Annotated in this window: 14 protein-coding genes; 4 read left to right on the plus strand and 10 right to left on the minus strand. The window is 66.1% G+C overall.

The genetic code is table 11. The features are described 5' to 3' along the window. Window positions 1-23 precede the first annotated feature (23 nt). The gene (locus tag ABLE68_RS04130; RefSeq protein ID WP_348869967.1) at window positions 24-1,520 is read left to right on the plus strand and encodes a sensor histidine kinase; all 1,497 of its coding nucleotides are present in this window, start codon (window positions 24-26) and stop codon (window positions 1,518-1,520) included. Window positions 1,521-1,529: 9 nt separating this feature from the next. Further along, on the plus strand, window positions 1,530-3,095 hold the full coding sequence (locus ABLE68_RS04135) for a peptide chain release factor 3 (RefSeq protein WP_348869969.1): 1,566 nt from the start codon (window positions 1,530-1,532) through the stop codon (window positions 3,093-3,095). On the opposite strand, the gene ABLE68_RS04140 is transcribed toward ABLE68_RS04135, so the two are convergent. Continuing rightward, window positions 3,092-3,796, minus strand: coding sequence for a class I SAM-dependent methyltransferase (locus tag ABLE68_RS04140; protein ID WP_348869970.1), 705 nt, complete (start codon window positions 3,794-3,796; stop codon window positions 3,092-3,094). The genes ABLE68_RS04135 and ABLE68_RS04140 overlap by 4 nt on opposite strands. Before the next feature lie 799 nt (window positions 3,797-4,595). Further along, window positions 4,596-5,423: a TetR family transcriptional regulator gene (locus ABLE68_RS04145; RefSeq protein ID WP_348869971.1), complete on the minus strand. Its 828-nt coding sequence runs from the start codon at window positions 5,421-5,423 to the stop codon at window positions 4,596-4,598. Between the two features lie 87 nt (window positions 5,424-5,510). Here ABLE68_RS04145 and ABLE68_RS04150 point away from each other — a divergent pair, with 87 nt between their 5' ends. Beyond that, a complete protein-coding gene (locus tag ABLE68_RS04150) occupies window positions 5,511-6,542 on the plus strand; it encodes a phosphotransferase family protein (RefSeq protein WP_348869973.1) in 1,032 nt (343 codons plus the stop codon). A 36-nt stretch (window positions 6,543-6,578) separates the two neighbouring features. Beyond that, complete coding sequence (locus tag ABLE68_RS04155) at window positions 6,579-7,784, plus strand: acyl-CoA dehydrogenase family protein (protein ID WP_348869974.1); 1,206 nt, start codon at window positions 6,579-6,581, stop codon at window positions 7,782-7,784. 196 nt (window positions 7,785-7,980) lie between these two features. Here ABLE68_RS04155 and ABLE68_RS04160 read toward each other — a convergent pair whose 3' ends face one another. From ABLE68_RS04160 to ABLE68_RS04195, 8 genes are all read right to left on the minus strand, one after another. Further along, complete coding sequence (locus ABLE68_RS04160) at window positions 7,981-9,312, minus strand: phosphotransferase family protein (protein WP_348869975.1); 1,332 nt, start codon at window positions 9,310-9,312, stop codon at window positions 7,981-7,983. 290 nt (window positions 9,313-9,602) lie between these two features. Further along, complete coding sequence (locus tag ABLE68_RS04165; RefSeq protein WP_348869976.1) at window positions 9,603-10,364, minus strand: enoyl-CoA hydratase/isomerase family protein; 762 nt, start codon at window positions 10,362-10,364, stop codon at window positions 9,603-9,605. Between the two features lie 31 nt (window positions 10,365-10,395). Continuing rightward, window positions 10,396-11,427, minus strand: coding sequence for an Rv3169 family protein (locus ABLE68_RS04170; RefSeq protein ID WP_348869977.1), 1,032 nt, complete (start codon window positions 11,425-11,427; stop codon window positions 10,396-10,398). After that, window positions 11,424-12,185 (minus strand): SDR family NAD(P)-dependent oxidoreductase, encoded by a 762-nt coding sequence (locus ABLE68_RS04175; protein ID WP_348869979.1) that lies wholly within the window; start codon window positions 12,183-12,185, stop codon window positions 11,424-11,426. The genes ABLE68_RS04170 and ABLE68_RS04175 overlap by 4 nt, the downstream gene beginning before the upstream one ends. 4 nt (window positions 12,186-12,189) lie before the next feature. Next, complete coding sequence (locus ABLE68_RS04180; protein ID WP_348869980.1) at window positions 12,190-13,380, minus strand: CaiB/BaiF CoA transferase family protein; 1,191 nt, start codon at window positions 13,378-13,380, stop codon at window positions 12,190-12,192. Window positions 13,381-13,385: 5 nt separating this feature from the next. Continuing rightward, window positions 13,386-14,597 carry a thiolase family protein gene (locus tag ABLE68_RS04185; protein ID WP_348869981.1) on the minus strand — a complete coding sequence of 404 codons (1,212 nt, stop codon included), beginning with the start codon at window positions 14,595-14,597 and terminating at the stop codon, window positions 13,386-13,388. Window positions 14,598-14,650: 53 nt separating this feature from the next. Further along, a complete protein-coding gene (locus ABLE68_RS04190; RefSeq protein ID WP_348869982.1) occupies window positions 14,651-15,859 on the minus strand; it encodes an acyl-CoA dehydrogenase family protein in 1,209 nt (402 codons plus the stop codon). A gap of 28 nt (window positions 15,860-15,887) precedes the next feature. After that, entirely contained in the window at window positions 15,888-18,248 is a 2,361-nt protein-coding gene (locus ABLE68_RS04195; protein ID WP_348869983.1) for an AMP-binding protein, read from the minus strand. Between the last annotated feature and the right edge of the window lie 53 nt (window positions 18,249-18,301).

The raw sequence follows: 18,301 nt of genomic DNA on the forward strand, positions 1-18,301 counted from the left end.
CACTCGGGCGAGGAGGACAGTGCGTGGAGATCGGGTCGGACGGCGCCGAGCTGTGGCGCCTCACGGTGGAGAACTCCCCGGTCGGGATGACCCTGGTCGGCCTCGACGGGCGCCTGCTGATGGTCAACCGGGCCTTCTCCGAGATGCTCGGGTACGACGCCGAGGAGCTGTCCCGGCTGGGCTTCCAGGAGCTCACCCACCCGGAGGACCTCGACGCCGACCTCGCTCTCTTCGAGAAGACGATCGAGGGCGAGATCGACAACTACCGGTTGCGCAAGCGCTACCTCCACGCCGACGGACGAATCGTCTGGGGCGACCTGTCGGTGGCGCTGGTCCGCGGCCAGGACGGCACCCCGCTGCACTTCATCTCCCAGATCGTCGACGTGAGCGAGCAGCAGGAGTACGAGCAGCGGCTCGAGGCAGCGAACGCCGAGATCGAGCACGAGCGGCAGACGCTCGAGGCCATCTTCGAGACGGTCAACGTCGGGCTCCTGCTGATCGACCGTGACGGTCGCTACGAGCGGATGAACCGCCGCCACCAGGAGACCATGCACCTGCCCTTCCCCCAGGGGCACCAGGGCTCCGCCGGACAGCTCGGCGAGGTCTTCTTCGCCGACGGCACCACTCGGATGGGTCGCGAGGACATGCCGTCCTACCGGGCGACCCAGGGCGAGGAGTTCGACGACTACATGTACTGGGTCGGCGACGACCACAACCGGGCCGCCTACTTCACCTCGGCGCGCCAGGTGCGCGGGCCGTCGGGCGAGCGGATCGGCGCTGCTCTCGCCTACCAGGAGGTCACCGACCTGATGCGTGCGATGCAGGTCAAGGACGAGTTCGTGTCGTCGGTCTCCCACGAGCTGCGTACGCCGCTCACCGCGGTGCTCGGGCACCTCGAGATGCTCTGCGACCACGACGACCTGCCGGCCTCGGTCAGCGCCCAGCTGCGGGTCGTGCAGCGCAACGCGCTGCGGCTCCGGGCGCTCGTCTCCGACCTGCTGCAGGTCGCGCAGGCGAGCGAGGGCATCTTCCTCCAGCGCGAGTCCGTCGACCTGTCCGTGGTCGTCGAGGAGGCGGTCGAGGCGCTGCGCCACTTCGCCGACCGGGCCGAGGTGACGGTCGAGGTCGACGTACCCCCGCACCTCGTCGCGCTGGTCGACGAGCACCGCATCCGCCAGGTCCTCGACAACCTGGTCTCCAACGCCATCAAGTACAGCGAGCCCGACGGCGCCGTGACGGTCGCTCTCCGGCCGACCGGGGCCGGCGTCGAGATCGAGGTGAGCGACGCCGGCATCGGGATCCCGGCCGACGAGGTCGAGCGCGTCTTCGACCGCTTCTTCCGCGGTGACCGCGCGCTCACCAGCCACATCTCCGGCACCGGCCTCGGCCTCACCATCGTCAACGCGATCGTCGCCGCCCACGACGGCGAGGTGTCGCTCCAGAGCGAGGTCGGTCGGGGCAGCACGTTCCTGGTCACGCTCCCCCACGCGGAAGCAGGAGACTCCCTGCTGGGCAGGTAGGTTTTCCGGGTGTCCGACACCCGTCCCCGCCGCACCTTCGCGGTGATCAGCCACCCCGACGCCGGCAAGTCCACGCTCACCGAGGCGCTCGCGCTGCACGCGCGGGTGATCACCGAGGCGGGCGCCGTCCACGGCAAGGGCGGACGACGGGCGACGGTCTCCGACTGGATGGACATGGAGAAGGCCCGCGGCATCTCCATCACCTCCGCCGCCCTGCAGTTCGAGTACGGCGGCCACGTGGTCAACCTGGTCGACACCCCGGGCCACAGCGACTTCTCGGAGGACACCTACCGGGTCCTGTCGGCCGTCGACTCGGCCGTGATGCTGGTCGACGCCGGCAAGGGGCTCGAGCCGCAGACCCTCAAGCTCTTCAAGGTGTGTGCGCTGCGCGGCATCCCCGTGATCACCGTCATCAACAAGTGGGACCGGCCCGGCCTCTCGGCGCTCGAGCTGATGGACCTGATCGAGCAGAAGATCAAGCTCCGGCCCACTCCCCTGACCTGGCCGGTCGGCGAGGCCGGCGACTTCCGGGGCGTCCTGGACCGGCGGACGGGCGAGTTCGTGAAGTACACCCGCACCGCCGGCGGCGCGACCCGCGCACCCGAGAAGCGGATGCCCGCCGACGCGGTCGACGAGGTCGACCGCCCGGTCTGGGAGGACGCCGTCGAGGAGCACGAGCTGCTGTCGGCCGACGACGCCGACCACGACCAGGAGGCCTTCCTGGCCGGGCGGACGACGCCGGTCATGTTCGCCTCGGCGCTCCAGAACTTCGGTGTCGCGCAGCTGCTCGACCTGCTGCTCGACCTCGCGCCCGCACCCCACGCCACCGAGGGCGTCGACGGCTCGGTCCGCGAGGTCGACGACGAGTTCAGCGCCTTCGTCTTCAAGGTGCAGTCGGGCATGAACGCGTCCCACCGCGACCGGCTCGCCTACGCCCGCGTCGTGTCGGGCACCTTCGAGCGCGGCATGATCGTCACCCACGCGGCCAGCGGCCGGCCCTTCGCGACGAAGTACGCCCAGGCGGTCTTCGGCCGGGAGCTGTCGTCGATCGAGGAGGCCGCTCCCGGCGACATCATCGGCCTGGTCAACGCGCAGGCGCTGCGCGTCGGCGACACGATGTACGTCGGCGACGCGATCGAGTACCCGCCCGTTCCGTCCTTCGCCCCCGAGCACTTCATGACGGCCACCGCCGCCGACATCGGGCGCTACAAGCAGTTCCGCAAGGGCATCGACCAGATCGACCAGGAGGGCGTCGTCCAGGTGCTGCGCTCCGACCTGCGCGGCGACCAGAGCCCGGTCCTCGCGGCCGTCGGCCCGATGCAGTTCGAGGTCGTCCAGGAGCGGATGACCAACGAGTTCAACTCACCGATCCGGCTGTCCCGTCTCGACTACCAGGTGGCGCGGCGTACCGATGCGGCCGGCGTCAGCGCACTCTCGGGCATCCGCGGCGTCGAGGTCCTGCAGCGCTCGGACGGCACCTACCTGGCGCTCTTCGTCGACCAGTGGCGCGCCAACGTCACCGCCCGCGACAACCCCGACGTGATGCTCGAGGCGCTCCCCGCCGGCGGCGGCTAGTCCGCCAGCCGGGTGTACTCCACCATCCGCTGGTTGCGCGGGTGGCCCCACTTGCCGATGTAGCGGACCTCCCACGGCGACCGCTTGGCGACCCAGGTCATGTCGGACCGGTAGTACCAGAACGCGTTCCGCTCGCTCCACATCCGACCGGACTTGGGCACGTTGTCGAGCGGGAAGTCGCGGCCGCGCTCGAAGAACGTGACGTAGAAGCGACCGCCGGGCCGCATCACCTTCGCGACCCGGTAGAGGCACAGCCGCATGTGGTTGAGCGGGATGTGCGTGAAGACCGACTGGGCGATCGCCATGTCGAACTGCACACCGAAGTCGTTGTCGAAGCGGTCGGTCGAGCGCAGGTTGGCCTCGGGCAGCCGGGCGCGCTGCTCGTCGGTCAGCTCGACCCGGTAGCCCGTCTCGAGCAGCTCGTGGTTGATGTCGGTGCCGTAGTAGTGGCCGGGATCGAGGTAGTCGACGAGCTTCCGGCCGGCCCGCAGCGTCCCGCAGCCGACGTCGAGGAACCGGTGCTCGGGCTGGAGACCCTGCTCCCGGAGGAAGTCGAGCTGGAGCTGGCCCATCTCGTCCCAGAAGCCACCGACGAACCGGCGGTGGCCGCCGTCCGCGATCCGCTCCGCGTCGAACTCGACGTTCTCGTAGTCGGGGTCCTTGTGGTCCGGGGGGATCTCCGTGCGTCGCTCGATGCTCACTCGCAGCTGCTCCTTCTCGAGAGGTCGGGGCGTGTTGGACCCTAGCAACCAGCCTCGGACGGAGCCGGAACGACGAGAGGCCCCGGTCAGCTGCGCGCTGACCGGGGCCTCTCGGATGGTGGAGCTGAGGGGATTCGAACCCCTGACCTTCTCGAAAGGGCGAGCCTCATCGAGTCGTCGATGTATCTCGGTCTCTCTCGAGCCAAACCGCTCAATCTGGAGCCCTGCAACGGATCTGAGATCTTAGGGCTGCCAACGCTACCTCATCACCTCGAATGAACTCGGTGGCCTTCGGACTTCATTTCTGCTGACTTTCCGCTGAGGGAGGCCGGTTGCGAAGCTGCGACCCCTTGTCCATATCCCCAGGAAGAGATTGACCTGCCGTCGTTTGCGGAAACGTGCGCTGACCTGCGTAAGGACCTCGTCGCAGAGATTCGACTCTTGTTCGATTTTGACCTCGGGGGTGAGCTTCCGACCTATTAAATGGGGAAATTGTGCGGCACGACTCACGAGATAGCGATCGGCCGCCTGGAGCGAGCGATAAGGCACTTCGGCCAGAGGTGGCCCGAAGATTGTTGCCAATACCGCATTGCGGCTCACCCCTCGAGACACGCCGGGCGGTATCGATTGCGGGCGTATGCGGTCCACGTCAACGGCTTCGTGCTGTCCGTCCTTTGTGCTGTGGTCCCTCTCCGCAGTCCATTGGATTCACGCGCCGCGGACCGCGGGTTCTTTGCAACTGGCTAGTGCTGGGAGGACCGGCCTTGGCCATCCCGACCGGCAGCGCACTCGCGATGCATCACAAGGTCGCCCCCTCGAGCAGCGCCATTGCAAATGCCACGTACTGCTTGGCGACGTCTTCAGCCGTCAGTGGTCCATCATTTCGGAACCAGGAGGGCAGCGAGGTGCACATGGTGGCGATGGCGCGGCACGGGATACGTACGTCGGCACCCGGGGCGACGAGTGCAGCTTGTTCGTCGAGGAGGTGCTGGACCTCATTGCGCATACCGATGATTCGCTTCAGGTCGGCCCCGCTGAGTCCTCGCATCTCGCTGGCGCCGAGGAAGGCCAGGTCGCCGCGCACGGCGTGGAACAGTGCCAGTGACTCGACCATGAGTCCGAACGACTCCGCCTCGTCGTTCCCCTCGTCGCGTGCAGCCAGGAGTCGCCATTTAATCTCGGCCATGGTGAGGTCCATGAGATCGACCAGGATCCGCTCCTTGCTCGGAAAGTGGTGGTAGATCCCGGCCACGCTCATCGAGGCCTCGGCGGCAATTCCGCGCATGCTGGTGGCGTGGAAGCCTTGGGCGACAAAGAGTCGCGCGGAGGCGGCGAGCACGGGGTCCAGGCGCAGGTCGTCGTAGTGGCTCCAACTGCCGGCTTCCGGCCTTGGCTGTCCGGGTGGGATCGGCAATGCGGTGGGTTCACCTCGCAGCAGGCGGGATGCGGGCACGTCCAGGATTTCGGCGATCCGGTGCAGGCGCTCGACCGTCAGGCGCGTGTGGTCGTTCTCGATGGCGCTGATCGTCGCAGGACTCACCGAGAGCTTGCGAGCCAGCGCACGTAGGCTAACGCCCCGCACCCGACGTGCGCTGCGCACAGCTCTTCCCACTGTCTGTTCAGTCATGCTGAACACGATACACGCTCTAGCGGGGCCTGAACGAACTTGGTACGATCGCTCGGTATCGTTCAGCCAATGACCGGAAGAGTTTGTATGTCAGTCGACGCACCCGACCTGTTGCGGCTGGTACCTCTTGACCGGCTCGGTCCTGCGATTGGGGAGGCGACCGGCGAACCCGCGTGGCTCCATGCAGAGGTCGGCCTAATCAGCGGGGGCAAGTCGAACCTAACGTTCCTATTGTCCAGCGCTGCCGGCGAGATGATCCTGCGTCGCCCACCGACCGGGGAACTGCTGCGCAGCGCCCACGACATGGTGCGGGAGGCGCGCGTGCAGGCGGCGCTGGCGGACACGAAGGTGCCGGTCGCTCGAATCGTGCTGGCGGACCCTGGTGAGCTGATCGGGATCCAGTGCTATGTGATGGACAAGGTCCCCGGCCATGTGATTCGGGGCAACCTGCCGCAGGACTACGCCCAGACGCCCGCCGAGCGCGAGGCCCTTTCCCACGCGTTCGTCGACACCCTGGCCGAACTGCACGCGGTCGACCCCGACACGGTGGGACTGGGCGACTATGGGCGGCCCGAAGGCTTCATGGCCCGCCAGGTCCGTCGGTGGAACAGCCAGTGGCGGGCGAGCGCCAGCCACGAGGTCGCCGAGATCGACGAACTGGCCCAGCGGCTCGCCGCCACCGTGCCTCAGCAGCAACGCGCCACCATCGTGCACGGGGACTATCGACTCGACAACGTGGTGCTCGACACCGCAGATCCGAGCCGGATCAACGCCGTGCTGGACTGGGAACTGTCGACCCTCGGGAACCCACTGACCGATGTTGCACTCCTCTCCCTCTTCTGGATCGGACCCGGCGAACGACGCCTGAGCCTGATCCCGGGGGTCACCCACCTGCCCGGCTTCCCTACGCGTGAGCAGATGCTTCAGCGCTACGCCGCAACCTCCGGCGCCGACCTTGCCGACATGGCGTGGTACGAGGCGTTCGCCCACTTCAAGTTCGCCGTCATCGCCCAAGGTGTCCAAGCCCGGGCCAGGGCCGGCGCCATGGGCGGCCAGGACTTCGGCGACCTCGACGACGAGATCCTCCACCTGGGCCGCACCGGCCTCGTTCTGCTCTGACCTCCCGGCATCACCGAAACCTGCGAAAGGAACACCATGAACTTCGTCCTCTCCCCCAAGGCCCAGGAAACCTGCGAGAACATGTGGGACTTCATGCGCTCCCACGTGTTCCCCGCTGAGCCGGTGTGGGACGCCCACCTGCGCGAACACGGAGACCACACACACCCACCGGTCATGGAAGACCTCAAGGCCGAGGCCAGGCGTCGCGGGCTGTGGAACCTCTTCCTGCCACAACTCTCCGGCCTCTCCAACCTTGAGTACGCCGCAGTGGCCGAGATCTCCGGCTGGTCCCCGGTGATCGCCCCCGAAGCGATCAACTGCCAGGCCCCCGACACCGGAAACATGGAAACCCTCGAGCTCTTCGCCACCCCCGAACAGCGCGCCCAATGGCTCGACCCCCTGCTCGCAGGTGAGATCCGGTCCGCGTTCGCGATGACCGAACCCGACGTCGCCTCTTCCGATGCCACCAACATCACCACCGTGATCACCCGCGACGGCGACGACTGCGTCATCAACGGCCGCAAGTGGTGGATCACCGGGGTCGCCGACCAGCGCTGCCAGGTCATCATCGTCATGGGCAAGACCGACCTCGAGACCGAGACACACCGTCAGCAATCGATGATCCTGGTCCCCCGCGACACCCCCGGCGTGACCATCGAACGCAACCTGCCCATCTTCGGCTACAACGACCAGCACGGCCACTGCGAGATCACCTTCAGCGACGTCCGCGTGCCCGCCACCAACCTCCTCGGCAACGAGGGCGACGGATTCCTCATCTCCCAGGCCCGCCTCGGACCCGGACGCATTCACCACGCCATGCGCGCCATCGGTATGGCCGAACGCGCCCTCGCCCTCATGGTCGACCGAGCCAAGTCCAGAGAAGCATTCGGGCGCCACCTGTCCGACTACGCCAACGTCGCAGACCTCGTCGCACAATCCCGCATCGACATCGACATGGCCCGGCTGCACGTCTACGACGCCGCCTGGAAGATCGACCAGTACGGCGCCAAGGGCGCCCGATCGGAAATCTCCGCCATCAAGGTCTCCACACCCGCCATGGCCACCAAGGTCATCGACCGCGCCATCGAGGTCTTCGGCGGCATGGGCGTCTCCAACGACACCGTCCTCGCCTACTTCTACGCCTGGGCACGCGTCCTGCGCATCGTCGACGGCCCCGACGCAGTCCACCGACGCACCATCGCCCGCATCGAAATGAAGAAAACCCCCGCCTACATCGGGTAACCCGTTGTGAGCGGTGGTCCACCGCCAGTAATGTGCCTGCCCCGCAAATGTCTGGCTGGTGAATGCCCGATTCACGTCGTGCCTTCAGGCTGAGAAACCAGGAGGTTACAGCCGTTCGTGTGCGACAACAGAGTCGTGTCGCTCGTTCCCCACGGTGAGCTTCTGGTCGGCAGGGCCCAGACGGAGGATCACGAAACTAAGGCCACATTCCGAAAGGCAGCTGCGCCGCTTGGGCAAGCAACTGTAATGCCTCCTCGTCGCCTGACCCAGCGAGGCGTTTTGCCGCATGAGCGAGATCGCTTACGGCCGGTTCTCTTGCAAGAATTGGCTCTTGCGTACCCATCCAGTCCAAGTATTGCGTCCAGAAGTCGCGCTCGCACTCAGGCGAAGGACGCTCCAACATCGCCCGCGCCACTCCGGACAACAGGACCGAGCGCCGATCTTCCCAGGGGTCGGTGCCCGATGGCGCGAGCGCACGTACCGCCGCCCGGACGGATGGCGTTATTTCGTGGGGTCTTTGGGGCACCAAGTGAAGTGCATCGGCGAGTAACCTGCGAAGCGTCAATACACTGAAACCGGACCGCAACACCTCCAAGCTCATCGACTCGTCAGAACTACTAATCGTCGCGTTCACCCACAATCCGGCAACCTTGAAGGTCGCCAGCACGACGTAGTAGTGGAGAATGTCCGTCGACAGCTCTACGCCTGTGCGGGTCGCGTAGAGATCGGCAAACTCACCATCTTCCCAGATGCCGTCGTACAGCCCGCCGGCGAGTACGGCCGGAGATGCCATCAGCCCAACGTCGAGTAGGGGGTCTCCCGCCGAGGCAAATTCCCAATCAAGAATGGCGGCGACGCGACCGCCCTCTGCGACGATGAAATTTCCCATCCGGTAATCCCCATGAATCAGCGAGCACCGTTGTTCAGCCGGCTCGTGGTCCCGCAACCACTGCTCAACGTGAGCTAGTAGCGGGTCGTCGACGAAGCGTGACTTGGCGATCACAACCGACCACCGGTCGATCTCGTGTCGGACGGGAAAGTTGTCATTGGACAACTGTGCCGACTCTGGCAACTTCGCGATTTCAATCGAGTGCAGGGTCACGAGGTGGTCGACGATGGCGCTCTTGAGGAAGGAATTGTCGGCGAGCTCGCGGAGGGTTCCGCGGTGATCGCGACGGAACGGATCGAGGGATGCGCCTAGCACCGTGCTCGTCACCAGGAAGGGGGCTCCTAGGTGAACGGGGTCGTCGCTGCACCACCACGGGTTCGCCACGGGGAGACCGTGCGATTGAGCGAGCTTGAGAAGATCGAACTGTCTTTGCGGGCTGGCGATCCCGGCGAGCGGGCCGGCGTCCTTCTGCACTTGCAGAACGACTTGGTCCGGCAGCGATCGATCATCTGACTGCAGTTCGAGGCCAGCCGTCAACACCGACCGTCCACCACCGAGCGACTGGTATCCAGTCACAATAACGTCGTGTCCTAAGCCAGCCAGGAACTCCGTCAAACGGTCGGCCAGGTACGCCAGCATCGCCAAATCCTCCGTCATGATCATCAACTACCTTCGGTCCCGGCCACGTGTCCGGCAATCCGCGCCCTACGCGGCCACCAAGGAATCAGGTGCTCGACGATCACGGCGGCGTCCTCCTGCCGGAGACAATCTGGGCGTGCAAGTCTTCTGCAGTCAATTGGGCATGCCTTTGCATATCCAAGCTCCTATGAGACCGCCCGCCCTGCTCATAGCAGCGCGTCGCGCCTGGTTTGGGGGCGAACTTCCGCAGTCCTTGTGGCCGACTGCACCGCCCTTCCCCCTCACAAGGATCACCTCTGCAGAAACCGGGAGATCAGTGCAGGGGCCTGATCACCTTCGTACTCGCGCACCAAGGCCTTGATCTCGTCAGCAGCACTCAGGTGCCGCTCCGTTTCCCACGCCTCATGCAGCAATCGTCGTGTTTGCCCGAGTGCACTGGCCGCCGGACTGTCGGCAATCTCCCGGGCGACCTCCGCCGTCCGCGCCGCGACGGAGTCGTCGTCGACTACCTCCGTCAACAAGCCCCAGTTCAGTGCTTCCTCTGCTGTCAACACGCGCCCCCGGAGAGCCATCTCCATTGCACGCGCCTTGCCGATGACCCGCGGCAGGAGCCACGAAACGCCGCAATCCGGCACCAATCCGATGCTCGGATACGCGAATGCGAACCTGGTCGAGGCGCCCGCCACCGTCAGGTCGGCGTTCAACACCAGGGCGAGCCCTGCTCCGGCGACAGCACCCTGCACGCCGGCCACCACCGGCGTGGGCAGGGCGGAGAGTCGACGAAGGTGCCCTTCCAGTTCCGTGGCGAGCAGTTGCATGTACGACGCGCCGCCTCCTGGGCCGGTAAAGGAAGCCACGTCTCCCCCGCCACAGAATCTGGCGCCCCTGCCGGTCAGGGAGATCGCGCGAACCTCTGACTTCGAAGCTGCGTCCACGGCGGCGCCAAAGGCCCTTGCCGCGCGCAGGTCGAAGGCGTTGGCCACATCCGGCCGGTCGAGTTCGATAACAGCCACGCCGCGATCGACCGCGAACTCGACGCCACGCGGGCTCATCGCAGACTGATCAGGGGCCATTGCCACGGGCTCACAGGTTCGTTCGGTAGACGTATGACGTACTCCGACTGAGCGCGAATTCGAAGATGTTAGACACCTCGGTGCCACCACAGCGAACGACGCAGGGCTTGTCCACCAGCATCAGGCCCAGGGATGCCGGGTCGAATGACTGGTCGAGCGACCACGTCTCGCCCTCCACCACCGTTCCACGCGCAACTCCGTGTCTCCCGTCGTAGCCGCCTCCCGCCATGAACACCCCACGGGACAAGGCCTCGACGCCGAGGTCGAACTCCTCGCCGTCCTCCATGGTCACCACCATCACTCCCGAGATGAGTTCACGATCCTCATTCACCTCGAATGCATGGCGCACCTGAGTCACGCGAGTTCCCAGAACGGACTCGGTCATCAGGCCACCATCCAGGTGGGAGACCGACCCGTCCCGGGTTTCGTTGTAGTTGAACGCCAGGCATGAACCGTCATCGGTGCGGAAGTTGCCCCAGAGGTGCATGCCGAGCCGGGCCCGGGCCTCACGCAGTCCGCGAGAGCGATCACGCATGCCCGTCCACCCGTCCAAGGACCAAGTGGTCCCGTCGACGACGAGCTCCCCCTCGTAGCGACCACGTTGGAAGAAGTGGGCGAATCGTGTTCCCCCACCGGATTCGTTGTTCGCGGCAATCGGATCCAGGAAATTGGGCACCGTGGTGGCAGTGAACCGGGCCCTCATCTCGACTCCGGTCTCCGGCGAATTCAGCTCAAGGGTCCACTCCCGGAAGGGGTCAACCACCTGCCAATGAAACGGTCCGATTCGCTCGGGGTCGCCGAGCGCCTGGGAGAAACGCAGGTTGCGCTGTGACTCACCGGACAACACGATCGCGTAGCCGTCGCTGACTCCCCGCCCCTCACCAGCGTTGGGGTAGTGAGCAGCCCCCACCACCACAGCTGGGAAGCCAGGGGCGTTGAATAGGTTGAAGTAGGCGCGATCGAACCACATCGGCCCGTCCGCTCCGTTACCCATGGCGGTGGTCAGTAACGGGTCGTCGAATTCCTGAGGGATGTCGCTCACACCATTCGGGCGCCAGCGTCGACCTGATAGGTCGCGGCGTTCAAGTAGCGGTTGTTGATCAGGTGCAATGCGAATTCCGCGAACTCGTCGGGGTCGCCCATGCGCTTCGGGAACAGCACCTGGTCCTCGAGCTCCGCCACCAGCTCGGCCGTGAAGGTGGCCGACATCCCGGTACGGAAGAGTCCGGGCGCAATTGTGACCACCCGGATCCCGTGTGGCGCCAGATCGCGAGCCACCGGCAGCATCAGACCGATGACACCGGCCTTGGAAGCGGCGTACGCTGCTTGGCCCTTCTGCCCTTGCCACGCCGCGCCCGAACTCACGTTCACGATCACGCCACGCTCGCCGTTCTCGTCGACCTCGTTGGTCACCATCGCAGCCGCGCAGCGTCGGACCACGTCGAACAGGCCATTGAGGTTGACATCGATGACGGACTTGAATCTGGCCATGTCGAGCGGTTCGCCGCGCGACACCGTCTTCCCGGCCGTGGCCACACCGGCCGCTGAGACGCATCCGTGAACCGTGCCGAAACGGTTCAGCACCTGCTCGAAGGCTTTCTCGACCGAGGCTTCGTCCGCCACGTCGACCGGTACCGCGAGCATCCGCTCGGGCGCGAACGACGCAACGTCCGCCGCGGCCTCTTCGCTACGGTCCAGCACCGCAACCAGCGCCGATTCCTTCGCCAACCGTCGCGCAGTCGCGGCACCGAGGCCAGAGCCTCCACCGGTCACAACGACGATCTTGTCGTTGATGTTCATCCGTTCACCTCTTCGATTCGGGGGCCACGCCCACGTCTGTTTGTCTTGCGTTGGACTGCACGAGCAACCGGTCGATCCGGTCTCGGTCGACGCCGACCTCACCGAGAACGGCTTCGGTGTCCGCCCCGAGCTGCGGTACACCAGTCCTCGGCCCGCTCCCCTGCCCGTCGATGGTGAGGGGTTGCCGGATGTGTCGCACGCCGTCGGTGTGCTCGCCGGAAGTGAGCATTCCCCTGGCCCGGACGTGGGGATCGCGCACGACGTCCTCGACGGTGGCGACGACGGCGAAGGGCACATCGGCTGCCTCGAAGATCTCGCTCCAGTGCTCGGAGGTCTGGGTGCGCAGTTGCTCCTGCATGCGACGTCGGATTGCCTGCTGATCCCGACGCCGGGCGTCGGCGGTGAGGTGGGACAGGTCGTCGAGCCCTAGTGCCTCACAGGCCGATTTCCAGAACCAGTCCTCGTAGGAAAGGCTCAGCGTGATCCGGCCATTGCTCGTCTCGTAGAGCCCATAGCCGGGCTCGTCCTCGATCCAGCGGTTGTCGATGCGATTGGCCACCGGATGGATGTTCGTCGACATCAGGGAGATCAGCGAGTCCATCATGGCCACGTCGACATAGGAGCCCTCGCCCGAGAGTTCGCGATGCCGCAGAGCACTCAGGCAACCGATGATCGCGAACAGGCCACTGCTCAGGTCTGCCACGGCCAGCGGATCGGTCAGACGCCAGGGCACCTCGGCCTTGGCCAGCAGTCCGGCCGCCGCCTGATAGCTCAGGTCGTGGGCTGGCCGCAGCCGGTAGGGACCGTCCTGCCCGAAGCCGCTGATGGACACGTAGATCAACGCAGGATTGACCTCACGCAGCTGCTCCCACCCGATCCCCAACCTCGCCGCCGTGCCGGGGCGGAAGCCTTCCAGGAAGATGTCGGCGTCCGAGACCAGCGTTGTCAGCGCGGCTATCCCGTCGTCGGACTTCAGATCGAGGGCCACCGAACGCTTTCCGCGATTCAACGCGGCGAAGAAGGGCCCGAACTGCCGCGCCGGATCTCCGGTCCCCGGCCGCTCGACCATGATGACGTCGGCGCCGAGGTCCGACATCACCATGCCCGCATAGGGCCCGGGATACTGCTCGGCCATGCTGACCACCCGGAGTCCCGCCAAGGGTCGGGTCGAGCCGGCTCCTGCTGGGGTTTCCATATCGTTCAGTCGCGCGACAGGATGGTGACGACCACGGCAGCCGGGTCGTTGCCCAGGTAGCCGCCGCCGTTCTCGGCCAACCCCACTCGGGCGCCCTCGACCTGGCGATCTCCTGCCCTGCCTCGCAACTGGTTGCTCAGCTCGACGATCTGCGCACAGCCCGTGGCTCCCACCGGGTGTCCCTTGCTGATCAGGCCGCCACTGGTGTTGATCGGGATCCGACCACCCAGGGTCGTCTCACCGTCGGCCAGCAGCTTCGAGGCCTCACCCGGTCCGCAGAGGCCGAGCTCCTCGGAGATGATCAGCTCGGCGGGTGCGGCCGCATCATGCAGTTCGACCACGTCAACATCCTCCGGTCCGATCCCGGCGATCTCATAGGCACGTTGCGCCGCACGCGCGCTGGCGGGGACCTCGACCGAAGGGCCGCGCACCCCCGACACGAGGACCGACGCACGAAGCCGGACGGGATCGACTATCTGCCCGACGACCTCTTCAGAACACAGGACCACCGCGGCAGCACCGTCCCCGATGGGCGAGCACATCATCAGGGTCAGCGGATCGCTGATCATGCGGCTGCCCAGGACCTCCTCGACCGTGATGCGGTTGCGATACTGCGCATGCGGGTTCAGGGCGCCGTGCTCGTGGGCCTTGACTGCGACCCGCGCGAAGTCCTCGGCAGTCGCGCCGGAGCGCTCGGTGTAGCGACGCGCCATGTCGGCGTAGATGTCCATGAACAGCGACCTGTCGGCGCCGGCCGCGTTCTCCGGGGAACCGCCGTACAACGCCGCCTCTAGCTCGTCGACCCGCTCAAGATCGACGGCCGAGGCCAATCCGCGGAAAGCCCGCGTCTTGTCCTCCGAGGTCATCTTCTCCGCCCCGACTGCGAGGGCGACGTCCACCTGGCCGCTGGCCACCGCCATCCAGGCAAGGTGTACCGCGCTGGAGGACGAGGCACAGGCATTCTCGACACTGACCATGGGCGTCGCCAGCGTGGCGAAGTCGGTCAGCCCCAGACCAGCCTTGGCCCGGATCATCTCCTGACCGGTCATCGTGCCACCCATGGCATTGCCGAAGAAGACCATCCCCACCCGGTCCGCGGACAGCGCCGCATCCCCTAAAGCGGACTCGACAGCGTGCCCGGCCAGTCCGGGAACCGTGCTGTCGATTGACTTGCCGAAGGAGGTCATGCCCACTCCACCGACGTAGACGTTTCTCATTTCTCATTCCTCATTCATGTCGTGATGCTCAGCGATGCGGCCAAAGGCCGGTGTCACGCGGTCAGGTATCGGCCAAGCAACAGGCGCTGGACCTCGGAGGTTCCTTCCGCGATGGTCAGGACGCGCGCGTCCTGGTAGTGGCGGGTGACGGCCGTCTCGAGCATGAACCCGTAGCCGCCGTGCAGTTGGGTTGCCTCGTAGGCCACTCGATTGGCGATCTCGGTCGCGACGAGCTTGGAGGCGGCTGCTTCGAAGTCGAAGGCGTGACCGTTGTCGTATTTCCAGGCGGCGTCATAGGTCTGCAACGTGGCCGTCGCTGTGTCCGCGGCCATCTCGGCAATGCGGAAGTTGACGCTCTGGTGATCCACGATGCGCGATCCGAAACTATGCCGCTCGGAAGTGAACCGAATGGTCTCGTCGACGCAGGCCCGGGCGAGCCCGACCCCGATGGCCGCGAAGGGGATTCGGGCCCACGTCAGCATGCCCAGGGCCTTGGACATGCCGCTCCCCTCCTCGCCCAGCAGTGCACCGGCGGGCAACCGCACCGAGTCGAAGAAGATCGGGTGTGTGTCGGACGCCCGCCAGCCCAGCTTCTTGTACGCCGGGTCCACGGTGACGCCAGGAGTGTCCGACGGCACCAGGAACGCGGAGACCGCTCCTCTGTTGCCCGACTCATTCGTCTTGGCAAAGACGACCATGTACTTCGTCCTGGGCGTGCCCGAGTTGGTGATGAACTGCTTGGCGCCGTCGAGAACCCAGTCGTCTCCGTCGCGTCGAGCGATCGTGCCGACGTTCGACGCGTCCGAACCGCCCGAAGGCTCAGTGAGGCCGAAGCAGGACATGATTTCCCCCGAGGCCAGACGCGGCGCGAGCTCCTCGTACAGGCCCGGGCGGTCCTCGATCAGTTTGGTCAGCAGGAATGCCGAGACGGCGGCCACGTGGGTGGTCACCGCGAGGGATGAGTCGACGTAGGCGAGCTCCTCCACCGTGATGCACAGCGTGCGCAGGTCAGCATTCCCGCCGTACGGCTCGGGGAGCAGCAGACCGAAGGCACCCAGCTTCGCGACCTCGTCCACCAGACCGGGCTCATACCTGGCCTCGACACTTCGGTCGGTCGCGCCCGGCGCAACCCGGTCCCGACAGAACGCCTGGATGGTCTTTCGCCACTGCTCGTGTCCTTCGTCGAACGCCCACGGAAGGTTGCTGATCGGATCGCCGATGCGGCGCCTCGGTTGGCTCACTTGATTGTTCGTCGCTGTCACGTCTGATCCGTCTTCTCTCGTCGTAGTCTCAACGTCCCGTGAACCGGGGATCGCGCTTCTCGACGAAGGCGGCGACGCCTTCGTTCATGTCGTGGGACTTCTCGTGGAGCATCGAATAGAGCAACTCCAGCGACAGGGCCGTGGAGATCGGCTGGTCCGAGGTCTCGTTGACCAGCCGCTTCATCCGGGCCAGGCCCAAGGGACTCCTGCTGCCCAGGCCTGCGGCGAATCGACCTGTTTCCACCAGCAGCTCCGCATCCGGCAGGACCCGGTTGACCAGGCCCCACTGGCACAGCAGTTCGGCCGGGTAGAGCTCGCCGCTGTAGAGCATCTCCAGGGCGCGATTGCGCCCGACCAGGCGCGGCAGCCGTACGGCGCCGCCACCCCCGGGGAGCAGTCCGTACTTGGAGTGCCCGTCGCCGATCCGGGCCGATTCCGCAGCGAAGACCACGTCGCAGGCCAGGATGAGTTCGAGTCCTCCAGCCATGGCCAGGCCGTTTACCGCGGCGATCACAGGCTTCTCGGAGGCCACCATCCGGTCCAGGAGTTTCCCGAAAGTGCTGCGGAAGTCATTGCTCGACTCGGTTTCATTGACGGCCTTCAGATCCGCGCCGGCGGAGAAGGCCGGCCCGGTGCTGGTCAAGACCACGGCCCGGACGTCCGCGTGCGACTCGGCGAGGTCGAGCCCGGCCTGCAGCTCGGCAATCACCTGGTAGCTGATCGCCCCGAGTGCATCGGGCCGGTTGAGGCACAGCCAGAGGGTGGACCCGTCCAGAAGCGTCGTGACCACACTGGCCGCCTCGGCGTTGTCCTGGTTCGACTCCCCCGCACCGGACCCGGTCCTGGACTTTGCTCGCGAGCCACAGTCCACCGCCTGGGCCACGTCATGGTCGGCGCGGATCCGAAGACGATCCAGCTTGCCGTTGGGGAGCCGGGCCAGCTCCCCCTCACGAAGCGTGAGGTACCGCGGGACCTTCCAGTCCGAGAGATGGGTCCGCACCCAGGTCGTCAACTCGTCCGGGGTCAACGTCGACCCGGCGCGAACGCCCACGATGGCATGGACTTCCTCCGTGTAGATCGGATCCGGGACGGCGACCGTCACGCAGTCGACCACCTCCGGGTGTTCGATGATGCAGAACTCGACCTCTTCACCGGCGATGTTCTCCCCGGCACGCTTGATCACGTTCTTGATCCGCCCGTGGAAGTAGACGTTGCCGTCCACGTCCATCGAGCAGAGGTCGCCTGTGCGCACCCAGCCGTCGACCAGCGTTGCTGCGGTGTTCTCGGGGTCCTTGAAGTACTCGAGCATCACGTCCGAGTGCCGGAACCACAACTCACCCTGCTCGCCCGGCGACAGTGTCTGGCCCGACTCGGCGCCGAGGATCTTCGCCTCCGAACCCACCACGGGGACACCGATGCTCCCGTTGGGAACCGCTTGCCCTGGGTGGCTCATGATGCCCACCCCACTGGTCTCGGTCATGGCCCATGCCGTGCTGACATGACAGCCGAACCGCTCGATGAAGTCGGCCGGCTGAACATGGCTGAAGATCTGCCGCAACCCGTGGTCACGCTCGTGCTCGCTGGGGTCAAGGGTCATCAGGATCGCCAGCTGGGCGGGCATGAGGAGGGTGATCGTCGACCCGCTCTCGCGAACCTGCCCCCAGAACGCGTCGCGGCTGAAGGACGGGACGAGCGTGAACCGTCCTCCGCAGGCCACGGCGGGCGCCAGCAGCATGTGAGTGGCGGCGGCATGGAATAGCGGCAGACACGAATAGAAGTTGTCCTCCTCCGTGGCACCGAGCCTGTCGGCGATGACCACGGCTGCGGCCACCAGGCCACGCGTCGGCTGGACCACGCCCTTAGGCTTCCCGGTGCTGCCCGAGGTGTACATGATCGCCATCGGGTCGCTGGGGGTGATCCCCGCCGGTCCCGGTCGGGCCTCGATGTCGGTGTACAGGGCCTCGGCCTGCGTGACCCGGGACGCCCGCGCAGCGTCCTCTCCCAGACCGAAGACAAGCCAGCGGGTCCGTCCCACGCCCGGAAGTTCGTCCCCCAACCCGCGGAGGGACTGGGCGTCCGTGATGCACATGTCCGGCTCCGCATGGCCGATCACGTAGGCCACCTCTGGTCCGGTCAGCCCATAGATCATCGGCACCATCACGGCGCCGACCTTGTGGATGGCCAGTTCGATGTGCAGCAGTGCAAGGTCGCTGGGCAGCAGCAGGCCAACGCGGTCACCCGCCCCGATGCCGTTGGCCTGCAACCCGGCAGCCACCCTGTTGGCCTCGCGGTCCACCTGGTCGAAGGAGAAGCGTTTCTCGCCGTAGACGAGGAACTCGCGATCCGGGCTGGCGTCCACGCGGCTCTCCCAGAACTCCCGAAAAGTCATGTCGGGAACAATGCTTGACTGCCCTGAGGTCATCCTGCTTCTCTCTGTCTCGC

Source organism: Nocardioides pollutisoli (genome assembly GCF_040045055.1).
GTDB lineage: Bacteria > Actinomycetota > Actinomycetes > Propionibacteriales > Nocardioidaceae > Nocardioides > Nocardioides tweenelious.